Below are 16,677 nucleotides of genomic sequence, written 5' to 3' on the forward strand. Positions count from 1 at the left end.
GTGCGGGGGACGCAAGTGGCGATTATACAATGGGCCCCTCCCACGCCCGCGTGCCGCCTGGCGCCCGTCGGCGGGTGCGGCGCGTTACTGGAACCGGTAGCGCAACGTGGCCATGTAACGACGCCCCAACGCATCGAGCACGTAGGGGAACGGACCGATATCGTCGGTGACGTTGATCACCGACAGGTTCAGGCGTGCATTCTCGGTCAGCGCGACGCTCACGTTGGCGTCCCAGGTGGTCCAGCTGTCGCGGCGGAAGTGCTCGCGGCTCTCGGGCGAACCGGTAAGGCTGAACACCGCGCTGCTGGTGTAGTTGGCCGCCACGCCACCGGACCAGCGGCCCAGCGTGTGCTGGGCACTCCAGCGCAGTGCGCGCTCGGGCTCATCAAAGCTGCCGACGCGCTCGACGAACGGCACCCCGGCACTGGCGGCCAGGCCCCGGTTCTTCGGCATGTAGCCATAGACACCCAGATCGAGCATGCCCCAGCGGCCGGCCTGCAGCCGGTACCCGAGTTCCGCCGTCCAGCCGCGGAAGACCAGCACTGGCCCGTTGCCGTACTGCGTGCGGATGTCGGTCGCTGCGCCGCTCAGCGGATTGCGCGTGACCAGGCTGCAGAACCGGTTGGCGTTGGGCACGTCCGCCGCGTTGAAGTCAGGGCTGTCGAAACACCCGGTGATGATGTCGGTCGGGCTCAGCGGGGTGATGACATCGGTGATCTGGATGTCGTACCAGTCCGCCGCCGCACGCAGTCCCTTGACCCGGTCCGGCGCAAGCACGATGCCGGCGGTCCACGAGCGGGCTTTCTCGTTCTTCAGCGCGGTCGATCCGTTCATCGAGCCCAGCGTCGTGGTGGGTACAGCCTGGAACGTGGCGGGATCGGCGCCGGGATAGGCGGCGAAGAAGGCTTCGCAGTTGCGTCGACGCGTGGCGGGCCGGGTACCGCTATCGATGCGTGCGGCGGAGCAGACTTCAGGGATGCTGTAGAACGCCGGCTGCTGGCTTGTGTACAGCTCGGCGATGGACGGCGCGCGAAGGGACCGGGTCTTGTTGCCACGCAGCTGCAGGCCCGCGAAGGGTTCGTACTGCAGGCCATAGGTGAACGCGGTGAAGCCACCGGCCACGGAATTTTCCACCCGGCGCACCTTCGCCGTCAGGTCCAGGCGGTGCAGTCCGGCAAGCGCCCGATCGGGATCGAAGAGCGGCGCCAGCACTTCCGCGAACACCTCGTTGGTGTGGTACTCGCCGCTCGCCCCTTGGACAGGAACCGACCGGCCCTGGCCGAGCCGCTGGTACTCGTCAGGCGTGAAGGCCCCTTCTTCGCGCCGGTGCTCCAGACCCGCGGCGAAGGAAAACGGTCCGCCAGGCAGGTCGAAGAGCCCACCGGACACCGAGGCGTTGAACACTGTCTGGCGGGTCTTGGCTCTGGCCTGCGTGGGGGTGGAAACATAGGCGAGTGCCTCGGCCGAGGCCTGGTTCTCTCCGAACAGGTTGAGCGGCCGGCAGTGAGGGTCGGCCAGCGTTCCCGGGGCGTTCGGATCACAGATGATGGTCCCGCCTGCATCCGTAGTGACATTGAGCGCGTTGATGAAGTTCTGCTGGATCAGACCCGTACCGAGATAATCAAAATCACCCCGGCCGTGCGTGACACTGGCCTCCCAGCTGAACCCCCGGCCACCTGCTTCAAGATGGCCAGCAACGCCTGCCACCAGCCGGGTCAGCCCGGTATCGGTGCTCGCGTTGTTCATGCTGAGATCGCGCGAGGAGCGCGACAGCTGGAACGAGGTGATGCCGTTTTCCGCAAGAACGCGCCGTGACCCGGCGCTCAGGAACGGGTTGTCTGCGCGGAACAGCAGGGTGCCGCTGGTCGCGCCGGAGCCGTCGGCCTGGGCTGCCCCGAACGCGGCCGCATTGTAGACATTCTGATCGAGGGTCTCGTGCGCCCTGGCCTCATAGCGTGACAGTTCAAAGAAGCCGCGTACCGCATCGGTGAACTCGAAGCGGCCCGTCGCGTAGACCGACCGGCGCCGCAGATCCGCGATCAACGGCAAGGCCTCGTAGAGATCGAGCCCATCGCCCCCGGACGCATTGCCGCCGGGGTAACTGATGCCCTGATCGAACGCTGTCAGATCGCCGGCGGCGTTGAAATGCCACAGGCGGTTGTCGGGTCCGAAACCGTTGAGCTGGCCGGATCCATTGCGTTGGAAAGGACGTGTCACGCCAATGTCGGCCGGCAGGATCAAGCCGCCGAAGGTCATGGTGGACACGCGTTGGTCACGGATGAACACCTGATCCGGAATGCCATCTGCCGGACCCGTATTGAAGGGAATGGAACCGTCCACCCGCCCGTCGCTGCCCGGCACCCGACCCGGCTGGAACCGTGCGATGTTCGCAGCCGTCGGATTGGTCTGCAGGCTGTAGCCATTGCGGTAGAAATCCCGCTGCAGCGCGTTGACACCCTCGCTGTCGTCCAGCTCCGCAGCGATCACCACATGGCCCCGCCCATCGGCGAAGCCACTGCCGAAGAGGGCCGATCCGTTGTACCGCGCGTTGTCCCCCTTGGTGGTACTGCCATAGCCCAGGGTGACTTCGGCCCCCTCGAAGTTCTCCCTGAGAATGATGTTGTTCACCCCGGCGATGGCGTCCGAACCATAGGTCGGCGCACCCCCCACGCTGAGACTGTCGATCCGCTCGACCATCACCGCCGGGATGGCGTTGAGGTCCACCTGGATGCCGGCGCCTCCGCCGGCACCGAAGACGGTCGGGGGGGTGGAGGTGACGAAGCGACGCCCATTGACCAGCGTCAGCAGACGATTGCTGCTTAGTCCGAATCTGCTGGCGAAGTTGACCCCTGCGCCAAAATCGGCCTGGTCGCCACGCGAACTGATCCCGGCCGCAACACCCGGGATTTTCGTCACGGCGTCGATGAGATTGGTGTCGCCATAGGCCTCAATGGACTGGCGCGACACCACGGCCGCAGGCTCGAGGGTGCCCAAGCCTGCCCTGTGGATCCGCGACCCGGTCACGGTCATGCGGTCCAGCTCGGTGAGGGTTGTTGATGCATCGCGCTCGGCCGGCCGAGCCTCGCCCGCTTCCGTTGCCGCCTGCGCCCAGGCGGCGCCGTCGGCGAGCAGAAACAGAGAGGAGGCCAGCGCGGCGGCCAGCGGCGTCCGGGGGGCGGGGCGAACAGACATCATCGTAGTCCTTGTCGATGTGATCAGAGATCCAAACGGGCGTGCCAGACGGATTCTCACGCGCTGGGAACACGGGGCAGCCGCGTACCTTAACAAATCGCGGCAACCCGCCGGTCCAACCGGTATCTCCCTGCAAACGTCGATGCGTCCGTTCCCACCGGCGCCCGGTGACACGCGGCGACGCCACGCAAGCGCCCTGCCCTTGCGCCCGCCCATGACCTTCGACACCCTTGAACCCCGGGGCGGAGGCGTATCGTCCGCTCCATGGGCGCTGCGCCCTCATCGCACCAATACCCGGCCTGGAGGCCACCCAAGTGATCCGTACTCCCAAGATCGTCCTGCTGACCCTGGCCGTTTCGGCCGTGCTGGCCGGCTGCAGCAAGACCGAAACGCCGGCGGCCGACAGCGCCGCCTCCGCGCCGGCCACCACCGCCCCGGCGGAGACCACCTACACGCTGGACGAGGCCAAGCTGCCCGCCTACAACGCCTTCCATGCCGGCGACCTGGACACCAGCATGGATGCCTGCAATGCGTTCGGTGACTACGTCAACAGCAAGTGGCTGGCCGCCAACGAGATTCCCTCCGACCGCACCAGCTGGGGCGCCTTCACCATCCTGGATGAGCGCTCCGTCGCCGCCCAGCACCAGTTGGCCGAGCAGGTCGCGCAGGTGAAGAACCCGACGCATATCGAGAAGGTCGTCGGTGACCTGTGGGCCACCGGCATGGACGAGGCCAAGATCAATGCCCAGGGCATCGAACCGCTGAAGGCCGATCTTGCCGCCATCGACGCCCTCAACGACAAGGACGCCATCGCCGCCTACCTGCGCACCAGCGCGGCCAAGGGCGAGAACGTGCTGTTCGGTTTCGGTGCCGAGGCCGACTTCAAGAACTCGGCCGTGAACATGGCCTACGCCAGCCAGGGCGGCCTGGGCCTGCCGGACACCACCTACTACACCGACGCCAAGAACGCCGACAAGCTCAAGGCCTACCAGGCCCACGTGGCCAAGGTGCTGGAGATGTCCGGGGTAGCCGCGGCCGATGCCGCCAAGCAGGCCGAGGACGTGGTGAAGTTCGAAACGCGCCTGGCCAAGGCCTCCAAGTCGAGCGTGGACCTGTCGCGCGATGTGTCGCTGTTCTACCACCCGGTGACGCTGGCCGAGGCCGACGCGCTCACCCCGAACTTCAGCTGGACCGAGTTCTTCAAGGCCCAGAACGTCGCCGCCCCGGAGAAGTTCTCGCTGGCCATCCCGACCTTTCACCAGGAAGTGAGCAAGGCCCTGGGCGATACCGATCCGTCGGTATGGCGCGCGTACCTGCGCTTCCACAACGTGGACAGCGCCGCGCCCTACCTGAGCGATGCCTTCGCTGATGAGAACTTCGCCTTCTATGGCAAGACGCTCAACGGCCAGAAGGAACAGAAGGCCCGCTGGAAGCGCGTGCTGGGCTCGATCGAGAACGGCGCCGGTGAAGCGTTCGGCCAGCTGTACGTCAAGGTCGCGTTCTCGCCGGAATCCAAGGCGAAGATGGAAACGCTGGTCAAGAACCTCGCCGACGCCCTCAAGACGCGCATCGAAGGCCTGACCTGGATGAGCCCGGAGACCAAGGCCAAGGCGATCGCCAAGTGGGAGACCTTCACCCCGAAGATCGGCTATCCAGACAAGTGGCGTGACTGGTCGGGCCTGCAGACCAGCCGCGACAGCTTCATCGGCAATGTGCGCGCCGCTTCCGAGTTCAACTACAAGTTCAACCTGGCCAAGATCGGCCAGCCGGTGGACAAGAGCGAGTGGGGCATGACCCCGCAGACGGTCAACGCCTACTACAACCCGCTGCAGAACGAGATCGTGTTCCCGGCCGCCATCCTGCAGCCGCCGTTCTTCGACGCCAACGCCGATGACGCGCTGAACTACGGCGGCATCGGTGCGGTGATCGGCCATGAGATGACCCACGGCTACGATGACCAGGGCAGCCGCTTCGGACCGACGGGCAACTTCGAGAACTGGTGGACCGAGGCGGACTCGAAGAACTTCGCCGGCCTGACCGGCAAGCTCATCAAGCAGTTCGACGGCTACTCGGTCGACGGCCAGCCGGTCAACGGCAAGCTGACCCTCGGCGAGAACATCGCCGACCTGGGTGGCCTGGCCACCGCCTACGACGCGCTGCAGAAGGCGTCGGCCGGCAAGGAAGACGCGAAGATCGACGGCTTCACCCGCGACCAGCGCTTCTTCTTCAACTGGGCCACCGTGTGGCGCACCAAGTACACCCCGGAAAACGCCAAGGTGCGCCTGGCCACCGACCCGCACGCCCCGGCGCAGTTCCGCGCCATCGGCGCGCCGTCGAACCTGCCGAGCTTCGCCGCAGCGTTCCAGTGCAAGCCGGGTGCGCCGATGGCGCGCACCGGCGATGCCCAGGTGGTGATCTGGTAAGCCAGCGCTGACTGTCGTGTCTGACGAAGGCCCGGGGAAACCCGGGCCTTTTTTTCATGCATCCCGCGTCGATGCGCGGCTTGCTATAGTCTGCGCGCCCTCAATCCTCGACGGATTCGTCTCTTCCATGTCCAATCTTCGTCCGCTTGCCCTCTCGCTGGGTGTCAGCCTGGCCATGCTGGTCCCCCTGCACGATGCCCAGGCCGCCAAGAAGCGCGCCGCCGCACGTGCGCCGGCGGTGTCCGCGCAGTGCACCGATTTCTATGACGCCAGCAACGCAGACTGGCTGAAGGCCAATCCGGTGCCGCAGACCGGCGCGACCACCGCGCTGGGTGCGCTGGTCGAGCGCAGCCGACTGCAGCAGCGCGAGCTGCTCGAAGCGGCGATGGCCAGCCCGCAGGGCAACGTGCAGAAGCTGCTCGGCGACTTCTGGGCCAGCGGCATGGACGAAGCCGCCGTGGAGGCGGATGGTTCCAATCCGATCGCCCCGCTGCTGACGCGCATCAACGCGATCAAGCGCGCCAAGGACGTGCCGGCCTCCATCGCCGCGCTGCACCAGGTGGGCATCCCGGTGGCGTTCAACTTCAGTCCGGATGTGGACCTGAAGGCGCTGGACCGCCACATCGGTTACTTCATGCAGGGTGGCATGGGCCTGCCGGATCCGGCGTTCTATACCCGTACCGACCCGGACACCACCGCGCTGATGACGCGCTACCGCGCCTACGTCAAACAGATCCTTGCCCTGACCGGGACGGCGCCGGCCCAGCTCGATGCCGAAGCGCAGGCGGTGATCGCGCTGGAGACCGAGCTGGCTCGCAACGCGCTGTCGCTGACCGATCTCAACAACCCGTTCCGCAACTACGCACCGGTGCCCACCCGCGACCTCAGCAAGCGCTTCCGCAATCTGCAGCTGGATGCCTTCCTCAAGGCCCAGGGCGTCAATGACGACCTGGTCTCGCTGTCCGACCAGGCCCTGTTCACCGCTCTCGACGGCATGGTGACCCGCGTCCGGCCGGAGCAGTGGAAGGCCTACCTGCGCTGGCGCGTGGGCGATGCCATGGCACCTTACCTGTCCAAGGCCTACCGCGACGCCGAGTTCGACTTCCGCGGCCGCCTGCTGCGGGGTCAGACGCTGGCACCGGCGCGCTGGGAGCAGACGCTGGATGCCATCAACGTGGCCGCCGGTCCAATGCTCGGTCGTGAATACACCGCCCGCCACCTCTCCGCCGAGAACCGGCGCCAGGCGGCGTGGATCATCGACAAGCTGCGTGAAGCGCAGATCGAATCGGTCAAGCAGAGCACCTGGCTGAGCGAGCCGGCCAAGGCCGAAGCGCAGGCCAAGCTGGCCGCGCTGAAGATCGAGATCGGCGCGCCGCTGCGTGACCTGGACTACAGCGTGCAGCCGATGGGCCGCGGCAGCTTCGGCGGCAACATGCTGATCGCTTCCACCTGGCGTCACCGCGAGGAAATGAAGCGCATCGGCAAGGGCAACGCCGACCGTCGCTGGGACGTGCTGCCGCAGCAGCCGTCGGTAGGCTATGACCTGGCGCAGAACCGCCTGATCGTCACCGCTGCCGCCCTGCAGCCGCCGATCTTCAACGGCCAGGGCACCGCCGCGGAGAAGTTCGGCAGCTACGGCGCGCTGGTCGGCCACGAACTGACCCGCGCCATCGACGCCAAGGGCTCGCTGGTGGATGCCAAGGGCGAGCTGCGCAGCTGGTGGACGCCGGCCGACAAGACCGCCTGGACCCTGCTGGGCAGCCGCGTGGCGGCGCAGTACAACGGTTACGCCTTCCCCGGCGTCAAGGACGCAAAGGTCAACGGCACGCTGACCCAGGAAGAGAATCTGGCCGATCTGGCCGGCGTCGAGCTGGCGTGGGCGGCCTACCGCTCGCAGGAGCCGCAGGCCCAGCCGGCCGATCAGCAGGGGTTCTTCCGCGCCTGGGCCGCGCTGTGGCCGCAGCAGCTGTCGCCGAACGAGGCCGCCGCGCGCGTGGCGTCGGACATCCGCGCGCCGGGCAAGTGGCGCACCAACGGTCCGCTGGCCAACCTGCCGGCCTTCGGCGCCAGCTTCAGCTGCAAGCCGGGCCAGCCGATGCAGCGCACCGATGCCGAGCAGATCAAGGTGTGGCGCTGAGTCCGCTGCCCGCCTCAGCCTGAGCAGTCCGCTGCAACGATGAAAGGCGCCCTCCGGGGCGCCTTTCTTCTGCGCAAAAAAAGACCCCGGCAGGCGCCGGGGTCAAGGACCAATCCGTGGAGAGTGACGCAAAGACGTTAGAAGTCGTACGACGCCGTCAGCCGTACCGAGCGCGGGGCGGTGAAGTAGGTGCCGATGCCATACAGATTGGCGATGGTGTTCGGCCCTTCCTGGTAGGTCGCATCCGACTGCAGCTGGCGGCGCTGGTTGAAGACGTTGAACACGTCCAGCCCGAAGCCCAGGCGGTGCTCGGCAAAGGCCGGGCGATACACCACGCCCAGGTCCACCCGCGTGGTCCACGGCTGGCGGCCGGCGTCACCCGGACGCGAGGGGCTGCCGTTGCAGTAGTGGTACGCCGAGCCATAGGTGATCGGATCGCTCTGGTCGGCGCCGTAATAGCCCAGGCAGCTCTTCGGCGCGCCGGACATCACCCGCAGCGTGGCCGAGGCGGTCCACTCCGGATTGAACTGATAGGCACCGTAGCCCTTGAGCTGGTGACGGCGATCGTTGGCCAGGTAACCGCCGGCGTACTCCATCAGGTAGGACGAATCCCAGTCCTGGGTCTTGGAGATGTCGTCCTGGCCGATGTCCGACTTGACCTGGCCTTCGGTGTTGCCGAAGTTGCGCGACCAGGTGTAATCCACGCGGCCGTACCAGTTGTTGGTCATCGGGTGCTCGATGAACAGATCCACGGCCACGTAGTCACGCTTGGCCTTGTTGCTGCCCAGGCCCCAGTCGGCCGCACTCATGCTGACCGGCACGTAGCCGGAGCCGTCGTTGTTCTTGACCAGGAAGGTGTTGGTCTTGCCCGGGTTGAAGATCACGCAGCCGGGCACTTCCAGCGTGCTGGAGTCCACGCCCATGGCGTCGAGCTTGTCGTAGATGCGGTCCGAATCGCAGGTATCGTCGATCGCGGTCTGCAGGCGGCGGTAGGTGACCTTCGCGCCGCTGTTCCACGACGCGCCGAGTGTCTTCTCGAAGCCGAGGATCAGCTCGTCCTGGTACTGCGATTTCAGATCGCTCGGCGCCACGCCGCGCGGGTCCGGGGTCTGGCCATATTCGTTGTTGGACGATACCGGGCCCGGCCCCAGCTCGGTCAGGCCGGTCGGGTTGCCGTTGGCGTCGATGCCGGTATAGGTGAAGTACTCGCGGGTATAGGTCGAGGCCGACGCCCCACGCACCGCCACGCTGTTGGGCAGTGCCAGGTAATAGCGGCCCAGGTTGGCGAACACCTTCAGCGAGGAGTCGCCGAAGACATCCCACGCCGCGCCCAGTCGTGGCGCCCACTGGTCACCGCTCTCCACATACGCCACGGCGGCGCTGTTGTAGTTGGTGAACTTGTCGTTGCGCACGCCCAGGGTCAGCAACCAGTTGGGCGTGACCTGCCAGCGGTCCTCCAGGTAGTACGCCTTCTGCTTCAGCGACATGCTGGTGGTGGTGGAGTAGATGTACTTCTGCACGAAGTAGCCCTCCCCTCCCGGCGGCGCGATGTTGAACCCGGGCGACGGCGAGGAGTCCGGCGCGATGCGCGAGTAGATCCAGGCATAACCGGGACCGGTCATCGCCTCGCCTTCGTTGTTGCCCTGGAAGGTCATGTTGTCGATGCCGCCGGTGATCTCGTGATCGCCGATGCGGTACTGCAGGTCCACGCGCAGGCCGCGCGTGGTGCTGCCCGCGTTGGCGGCCTTGTCATTGATGGCCGGCTGATCGTTGCGGATCGGCGTGCCGCCGGTGATCGACGGGTCCTGGCTGTTGGCGCCACTGATGTACGGGTTGCCCGAGCTCAGCGGATTGGAGTCCAGGTTGTCCTGCTTGCTGCGGCCCCACAGGGCACTGAGGGTCAGATCATCCGTCAGGTAGCTGGTGAACTTGAAGACATCGTAGGTGTCCTTCAGCTTGGTCGTGTTGGCGAAGGTTCCGGTGCGTTCACCCTCGGTGCGCGTTTCGTAATCGAAATCGCGGTAATAGGCGTCGTAGCGGTCCGTGTTCTGGATGCGCGTGTATTCCAGCGTGTTGCTGTCGTTGATGTTCCAGTCGACCTTGCCGTAGAACTTCGGCGTATCAATGGTGTAGTGGCTGCGCGACTGCTGCGCCGACTCGATGCTGGCGGTGGACACACCGTCGCTCTTGTCCTGCTCACCCGCGAGGTGGATGAACAGCCGGTCTTCGATCAGCGGTCCGCTGACATAGGCGCTGTAGGTGGTGCGCGTGGCCTTGTCACCACGACGCGAGCGGTACAGGGTGCCCGGCAGCGTGGGATCGCTGAGCTCGTACCCTTCCGGCAGCGCGTGGTCCGGGTACTTGATGTCGCGCGGGGATTCGGCCAGCGAATCCGGCGCCCAGGTGGTCTGGACGCCGAAATGCCATTCGTTGGTGCCGCGCTTGCCGAGCTGGTTGATCACACCGCCCGTGGAGCGGCCATAGCTGGCACCGTAACCGCCGGTGAAGGTTTCCTGCTGGTCGATGGAACCATATGGCAGGCTGACGCCACCCAGGTTGTTGAGCGGATTGGTGGCGTTGTAACCGTTGATGTAATACGAGTTCTCGCTGACGCTGGACCCGCCGAAGGACAGGGCCGAGCGCGACCCGTTGCTGAAGGCGCCACTGCCACTCACCACGCCCGGGGCCAGCAGCGCGATCGCTTCGGCACTGCGACCCAACGGCAGCACGTCCAACTGCTCGGAGGTGATCACCGAACGCGAGATGGTGTTCGAGACGTCGATCTGCGGCACATTCGCTGCGGTCACATTGACCGTGCCGAGGTTGGTCGCATCACCGCCGCCGGCGACGGCGCTGCTTCCGAACGAAACCTCGGTGCCGGCACCGACAATCAACTGCACGTTGTCGCGCTTCTCCACGACCTGTCCATCGCGCTGCAGGGTCACGGTATACCGACCGACCGGCAGCGAGCCCAGGGCGTAGCGGCCATTGGCATCGACCGTGGCGCTGCGGCGCAGCCCGGTATCGCTCTGCACCACGACGGTGGCGCCCGCCGCGGATGGGACGTTGCCGTAGACGGAGCCGGTGGTGCTCTGCGCGGCAGCGGCGCCCACGACGGCGGTAAGGATGACGGCCAGGGCCGTGCGCTTCAGTCGGGTTGCCGGGAGGCGTCGAATCATCGTAAGTCCTTGAGTCGGGGGTGCATACCGAAATGTCAGCAGCATTGCGAGGGCGTGACACATTCGCAACTGAACCCGATCTTAATTTCAACTTTTCGAAAATCGCAACTCCAGCTAAATACCAACCCAACTCATTGATTAAACTGCATTCTTATTAAGCAACGCCCCATTAACAAGCCATTTGCGACCACCATCTGAGGCAAACAGAGATAATACGTATCACTTGTTTATCCATTTATGTGACGGCATCCACGTTTTCAGTTCATCCGCTGCGAGGGGGGCGAGCCGCTCACGACCAAAGATGAACGAACCGGGCCGTCGTGCACGGCAACCCGGGTCCGGGCCCACGGCGCACTGGCCTGCGCGGTTCGCAGGACGCGCGGCTACTTGACGCTGCGCAGATGATTGGGACGCTTGGGGGGCCCCGGCGGACGGCGCGTGCCGAACGGCGGCTGCCCGCGCCAGTAGCGGATCAGCAGCCAACCAAACAGCATGCCGCCCAGGTGCGCGAAATGCGCGACGCCGGGCTGCCAGCCGGTGGCGCCCAACACCAGCTCGCCGATACCGAACAGGATCACGAAGGTACGCGCCTTCATCGGGATCGGCGGGAACAGCAGCATCACGCGCTGGTTCGGGAACAGCATGCCGAAGGCGAGCAGCAGGCCGAACACGCCGCCGGAAGCGCCCAGCACCGTCGCCGGGTCGTCCAGCATCGTCCCCACCAGCAGCTGGCACAGGCCGGCGCCGGCCACGCAGACCAGGTAATAGATCAGGAAGCGCTTCTCGCCCCAGGTCTGCTCCAGCGGTGCGCCGAACATGAAAACGGCCAACATGTTGAAGAACAGATGGCCGAAGCTTCCATGCAGGAAACCGTAGGTGAGCAGCTGCCACGGCTGGAAATTGCCGCCGGGCGAATACGCATCGAAGCCGGGCTGCAACGGCTGCAGCATGAAGGGGGCGAAGGTGGCATCGCCGAGCAGGAAGGGTTGCTGCAGCAGGAACAGCAGCGCATTGGCGATCAACAGCGCCTTGGTGACAGTGGGCAGTCGCGGGAACATGGGGGCACCCTTTTGAAGGCCTCCATCATAGCCGTACCGGCGACCGCGCTCGAGGATCGACCAGGCACCGGTGCGTTCAGCGCGGCCCCCACAGTGCCGCGTCCAGTGCCGTGGCAGGGTCCACTGGCGCACGTCGCACGCGCCCATTCTCCACCGCCACGCCCTCGATGCGCAGGCGCCGGCTCTGCTCGAGCCAGCCGCGCGAACCCTCGGGCATGGCGATGCGCCCGTCGGCCCGCAGCACCCGGTGCCACGGCAGTGCCGGGTCATCGTGGCTGCCGAGCACGCGGGCAGTCAGCCGCGCGCGCCCAGGCAGTCCTGCGTGGGCGGCCACCTCGCCATACCCCATGACCTGGCCGGCCGGGATCGCATGGATCACCGCAAGGATCCGCGCGCGCGCCTCGGCGGCGCTCAGCGCTTCAGGCGGGTCACCAGCAGCACGCCCACCAGCACCAGTACGGTGCCGCTGACCTGCGCCGGGCCCATCGGTTCGTCGAGCAGCCATAGGCTCATCACGATCGTGGAGACAGGCCCGAGCATACCCACCTGCGCGGCCAGCGACGATCCGATGCGCTTGACCGCCAGCATGATCGCGAAGACCGGCAGCAGCGTGCACACCGTTGCGTTGACCAGCGACAGACCCTGCACGGGCGCCGGGGCCTGCAGCAGGGAGGCCCACGGGTGGGTCGATCCGAAATGCAGCAGGACCAGTACACAGGCCACGCAGCTGGCCTGCGCGGTCAACCGGATTGCACCGATGCGCGCCACCACCTGCCCGCTGCCGAACAGGTACAGGGCGTAGCTGAGCGCGCTGCCCAGCACCAGCACGCTGCCCAGCACGATCCGACCACCTTCGCGCTGCAGGTCGTGGCCGAAGGCCACCAGCACGCCGAGGTAACTGATCCCCAGCGCCAGCACCTGCCAGCGGCCCGGGCGCTGACGCGCGAGCACCACGTTGATCAGCAGCACCAGCGTGGGATTGAGGTAGAGGATCAGCCGTTCGAGCGTGACACTGATGTACTGCAGGCCCTGGAAATCCAGCCAGCTGGACAGGTAGTAGCCGGTGAAGCCCAGCCAGGCGATGCGCGCGCGGTCAGCCCAGGCCAGCGGCGCCTTGCCGCGCGAGGACCACCCTGCCACCAGCACGAACAACGGAAACGCCATGGCCATGCGCAGCGCCAGCAGCGTGGTCGGGTCCACGCCGTGGCGCAGGCCCAGCTTGACGATGATCGCCTTGCCCGAGGCGGCGACTGCGCCGAGGGCGGCCAGCGCGATGCCACCCAGCGCGATGCGGGGCGAGGCGGTGGCGAGGCGGGATGCGGGAGAGGCCATGACAGCCGCCTAGTTTCGCACGTACCCCGCCGCCGCACCCGGCGTCAGCGCATCAGCACCACTTCCTCGGCGGAGGTCGGATGGATGGCGACGGTAGCGTCGAACTGCGCCTTGGTGGCGCCCATCTTCACCGCAACGGCGAACCCCTGCAGGATCTCGTCCGCCGACTCACCCAACAGGTGCACACCGACCACGCGCTCCTCGGAGCCGGCACAGACCAGCTTGAACAGGCTGCGCTGGGTGCCGTCGGCCAGGGCCTGCAGCATCGGGCGGAAATTGCTGTGGTAGATCTTCACCTCGCCGAATTGGCGGCGGGCCTCCTCCTCGCCCAGCCCGACCATCCCCAGCGGCGGGTGCGAGAACACCACGCTCGGCACGGTGTCATAGTCCATCCGGGCGTCCGGTTGGCCACCGAAGAGACGGTCCATCAGCAACCGCGCTGCGGCGATCGCCACCGGCGTCAGGCCGACCTTGCCGGCCACATCACCCACCGCGTGGATGCTGGGCACTGCCGTGGTCTGGCGTTCATCGACCACCACTTCGCCGCGGTCGCCGATCTCCACGCCGACCTCTTCCAGTCCGAGATCATGGGTGTTGCCACGCCGTCCGATCGCGAAGAACACGGTGTCGAACACGCTTTCCAGCGGGCCATCGTGCCCAAGCACCCGCACGCAGGCCGCTTCGCCCTCGCCGTCGCGCTGCAACGCGCGCAGGCGATAATCGAAGTGCAGGTGCACCCCCTGGTGGACCAGGTTCTCGGCCAGCTGCGCGGCCAGTTCGCCATCGAAGCGGTCCAGCAGGCGTTTGCCGCGCACCAGCAGCGTGACCCGGCTGCCGAGCGCCTGCAGCAGTCCCGCCAGTTCGACGGCGATGTACCCGCCGCCGACGATGGCCACCTGCGCAGGGGCCTCGCACAGGTTGAAGAAATCGTCCGACACACCCCCCAGTTCCTGCCCGGGAATCTCTGGCCGGGAGGGATGCGCGCCGGTGGCCAGCAGGATGTGCGCGGCGCTGTAGCGCACGCCGTCACTGCACTCCACGGTATGCGCATCCACCAGGCGGCCGCGGCGCGGCACGCGTACCACCCCGGTCTCGTCCAGGCGCCGCCGGTAACTGGCGTGGATGTTGGCGATGTAGGCCTGGCGGTGGACGATCAGTTCCTTCCACGACAGTGCCGGCACCAGTGGTACGTCGAAGCCCATCGCGCGGGCCAGGCCGATGCGGCCTGCCAGGTCGGCCGCCAGCCACATCGCCTTCTTCGGAACGCAGCCGACGTTCACGCAGGTACCGCCGAGCTCGTCCGGCTCCATCAGCAGCACGCGGCGACCGTGCTGGGTGGCACGGAACGCAGCGGCCAGTCCACCGGAGCCGCCGCCGAGGACAATCAGATCGTAGTCATGGGAGGTCGTCATGCCGCCACTGTATCAGCCGCACCTGTGAGCGCGACGGAGCGGCGGCCACCGCAGGTAGGTCAGCGCACGCCAGACCCACTCCACCGGACCGAAGTGGAAGTGCGCCAGCCATCGCTGGCTCAGCACGGCCTGCAGCGCGAACAGGCCCAGTGCGAACGGCAGCTGCCACACCCGTGGCAGCGCCTCGAAGAAGCCCAGCCCATACCCGTAGAAGATGCCGGTGCACACCACCGACTGCAGCAGGTAATTGGTCAGCGCCATGCGCCCGGGGGCGGCCAGTGCCGTCAGCCTGCGCCTGAGGTGCACGATCCAGGCCAGGTAGCCCAGGCACATCAGCAGGCTCGCCACGGCCGCAAGCGCATACGCCAGGCCCGTGGTGGTGGTGAAACGGCCAGGTGCCATGTACGGCAGCCACAGGGCACTGATGCCCATCAGGACCAGTCCGGAGGGCAGCGCGATCCAGCGCAGCCGCGCATACATCCTGTGGAACGTTTCCGGACGCGCCAGCGCCCCGCTGCGTGCGAACCACGCCCCGATCAGGAACATCCCGAACACTTCCGGACCGGTGATGAGCACGCCGCCCAGCATGCGGCCGATGTCCTCCAGCCGCTGCCCTGTCGCCTCGTGCCAGCTGCCGCTGCCGTAGGCCGCGCGTTGTGCCTCCACGGCCTGCTGCGCCATCTGCATCGGCGTGGCGCTGTCCAGCGCACTGCTGCCGGACGTCGCGGCAACCCAGACCAGCAGGGCGAACACCAGGCTCAACAGCACCGACGCGGCGAAGCAGAGCAGCCCCATGACCGGCAGCCAGGCCACCGGCAGCCCCCGACAGGCCAGCAGCAGCAACGACAGCACCGCGTACAGCATGAGGATGTCGCCCGACCACACCAGTACGGCGTGGCAGACGCCGATGATCAGCAGGCCGATGCTGCGGCGCACGTACAGCGCGGTGAAGGGGCGCCCGGCCTGGTCCGCGCGTTCGGCCATGACCGCGAAGCCCGCCCCGAACAGCAGCGAGAAAAGCAGGAAGAACTTGCCCTGCACCAGCACGTAGACCAGTGCATCGGCGGCGTAATCAAGGCCGTGCCAGCGTGGATCGATGCCGGTGAAGGACAGGTCCAGCGGGCCGGCGAAGGCCTCGATGTTCATCAGCAGGATGCCGAGCAAAGCCACGCCGCGCAGGATGTCCATCACGACGATGCGGTCGGTGGCATGCAGTGGCTGCAGCCTCGGGGCAGTGGTATTCACGGACGATCCTGCGACAGGGACCGCCATTATGCGACCCCGCGTGCGCGACGGGCATCCGAGTATGCGCACGCCCCTGCCCGCGGAAACGAAACAGCCCGCTTGCGCGGGCTGTCTCATGTCAGTGCTGGCGTCGACTCAGTGGTGGTGACCACCGTCGCCGTGCACGTGGCCGTGCTCGAGCTCCTCCTTGCCGGCTTCGCGCACATCGACGATCTCGACATCGAAGTGCAGGTCCTTGCCGGCCATCGGGTGGTTGAGGTCGACGTCGACCACGCTCATGCCCACCTTCTGCACGGTGACCGCACGCGGGCCGAAGTTGGTCTGCAGCACGACCTGCGCGCCCGGGACCAGCTTCTCCTTGCCGAAATGCTTCTTCGGCACGCGCTGGGTCAGGCCGTCGCGACGTTCGCCATACGCTTCGGTGGAGGCCACGTCGACGCTGAAGTTCTCGCCGGCTTCCTTGTCCATCATCGCCTTTTCCAGGCCCGGGATGATGTTGCCGTGGCCGATCAGGATCGCCAGCGGCTCACCACGGTCCTTGGAGGACTCGATCGGCGCCTGGCCGGCTTCGGAAACGGTGTAGTGGAAACGGACAACGCGGTCTTTTTCGATCTTCATGCGCAACTCTGTCTGGTATCTGCACGCGGCAGCGGGGTTGACCGGGTTGTCGCCCGGCGGGGACGCGGCCATCATGACGGC

10 protein-coding genes are annotated in these 16,677 nt (G+C 66.6%); 2 read left to right on the plus strand and 8 right to left on the minus strand.

The features are described from left to right. Nucleotides 1-84 precede the first annotated feature (84 nt). Nucleotides 85-3,192 (minus strand): TonB-dependent receptor domain-containing protein, encoded by a 3,108-nt coding sequence (locus FHY09_RS04670; protein ID WP_166924688.1) that lies wholly within the window; start codon nucleotides 3,190-3,192, stop codon nucleotides 85-87. Between the two features lie 314 nt (nucleotides 3,193-3,506). Between FHY09_RS04670 and FHY09_RS04675 the strand changes: the two genes are divergently transcribed. Both FHY09_RS04675 and FHY09_RS04680 read left to right on the plus strand, forming a co-directional pair. After that, nucleotides 3,507-5,615: a M13-type metalloendopeptidase gene (locus FHY09_RS04675; RefSeq protein ID WP_166924690.1), complete on the plus strand. Its 2,109-nt coding sequence runs from the start codon at nucleotides 3,507-3,509 to the stop codon at nucleotides 5,613-5,615. Nucleotides 5,616-5,742: 127 nt separating this feature from the next. Beyond that, a complete protein-coding gene (locus FHY09_RS04680; RefSeq protein WP_166924692.1) occupies nucleotides 5,743-7,752 on the plus strand; it encodes a M13 family metallopeptidase in 2,010 nt (669 codons plus the stop codon). 137 nt (nucleotides 7,753-7,889) lie between these two features. On the opposite strand, the gene FHY09_RS04685 is transcribed toward FHY09_RS04680, so the two are convergent. From FHY09_RS04685 to FHY09_RS04715, 7 genes are all read right to left on the minus strand, one after another. Then, nucleotides 7,890-10,931 carry a TonB-dependent receptor domain-containing protein gene (locus tag FHY09_RS04685; protein ID WP_166924693.1) on the minus strand — a complete coding sequence of 1,014 codons (3,042 nt, stop codon included), beginning with the start codon at nucleotides 10,929-10,931 and terminating at the stop codon, nucleotides 7,890-7,892. 383 nt (nucleotides 10,932-11,314) lie between these two features. Next, entirely contained in the window at nucleotides 11,315-11,989 is a 675-nt protein-coding gene (locus FHY09_RS04690; RefSeq protein WP_166924694.1) for a rhomboid family intramembrane serine protease, read from the minus strand. Nucleotides 11,990-12,065: 76 nt separating this feature from the next. Beyond that, nucleotides 12,066-12,494 (minus strand): MGMT family protein, encoded by a 429-nt coding sequence (locus FHY09_RS04695; RefSeq protein WP_166924695.1) that lies wholly within the window; start codon nucleotides 12,492-12,494, stop codon nucleotides 12,066-12,068. Continuing rightward, nucleotides 12,401-13,321: a DMT family transporter gene (locus FHY09_RS04700; protein WP_166924696.1), complete on the minus strand. Its 921-nt coding sequence runs from the start codon at nucleotides 13,319-13,321 to the stop codon at nucleotides 12,401-12,403. The genes FHY09_RS04695 and FHY09_RS04700 overlap by 94 nt, the downstream gene beginning before the upstream one ends. 44 nt (nucleotides 13,322-13,365) lie before the next feature. Further along, nucleotides 13,366-14,733, minus strand: a complete 1,368-nt coding sequence (gorA, locus tag FHY09_RS04705) for a glutathione-disulfide reductase (RefSeq protein ID WP_166924697.1) — start codon at nucleotides 14,731-14,733, stop codon at nucleotides 13,366-13,368. 12 nt (nucleotides 14,734-14,745) lie between these two features. Continuing rightward, entirely contained in the window at nucleotides 14,746-16,005 is a 1,260-nt protein-coding gene (locus tag FHY09_RS04710) for a DUF418 domain-containing protein (protein WP_166924698.1), read from the minus strand. A gap of 108 nt (nucleotides 16,006-16,113) precedes the next feature. Further along, nucleotides 16,114-16,596 carry an FKBP-type peptidyl-prolyl cis-trans isomerase gene (locus tag FHY09_RS04715; protein WP_166924699.1) on the minus strand — a complete coding sequence of 161 codons (483 nt, stop codon included), beginning with the start codon at nucleotides 16,594-16,596 and terminating at the stop codon, nucleotides 16,114-16,116. Between the last annotated feature and the right edge of the window lie 81 nt (nucleotides 16,597-16,677).

This window comes from Xanthomonas sp. 60, assembly GCF_011761925.1.

What these genes read in the sequence shown, in the direction of transcription:
- FHY09_RS04700 (WP_166924696.1), bottom strand. Translation starts at nt 13,321, where the DNA reads ATGGCCTCTCCCGCATCCCGCCTCGCCACCGCCTCGCCCCGCATCGCG.
- FHY09_RS04710 (WP_166924698.1), bottom strand. Translation starts at nt 16,005, where the DNA reads ATGGCGGTCCCTGTCGCAGGATCGTCCGTGAATACCACTGCCCCGAGG.
- FHY09_RS04695 (WP_166924695.1), bottom strand. Translation starts at nt 12,494, where the DNA reads ATGGCTGCTCGACGAACCGATGGGCCCGGCGCAGGTCAGCGGCACCGT.
- gorA (WP_166924697.1), bottom strand. Translation starts at nt 14,733, where the DNA reads ATGACGACCTCCCATGACTACGATCTGATTGTCCTCGGCGGCGGCTCC.
- FHY09_RS04715 (WP_166924699.1), bottom strand. Translation starts at nt 16,596, where the DNA reads ATGAAGATCGAAAAAGACCGCGTTGTCCGTTTCCACTACACCGTTTCC.
- FHY09_RS04690 (WP_166924694.1), bottom strand. Translation starts at nt 11,989, where the DNA reads ATGTTCCCGCGACTGCCCACTGTCACCAAGGCGCTGTTGATCGCCAAT.
- FHY09_RS04680 (WP_166924692.1), top strand. Translation starts at nt 5,743, where the DNA reads ATGTCCAATCTTCGTCCGCTTGCCCTCTCGCTGGGTGTCAGCCTGGCC.
- FHY09_RS04670 (WP_166924688.1), bottom strand. Translation starts at nt 3,192, where the DNA reads ATGTCTGTTCGCCCCGCCCCCCGGACGCCGCTGGCCGCCGCGCTGGCC.
- FHY09_RS04685 (WP_166924693.1), bottom strand. Translation starts at nt 10,931, where the DNA reads ATGATTCGACGCCTCCCGGCAACCCGACTGAAGCGCACGGCCCTGGCC.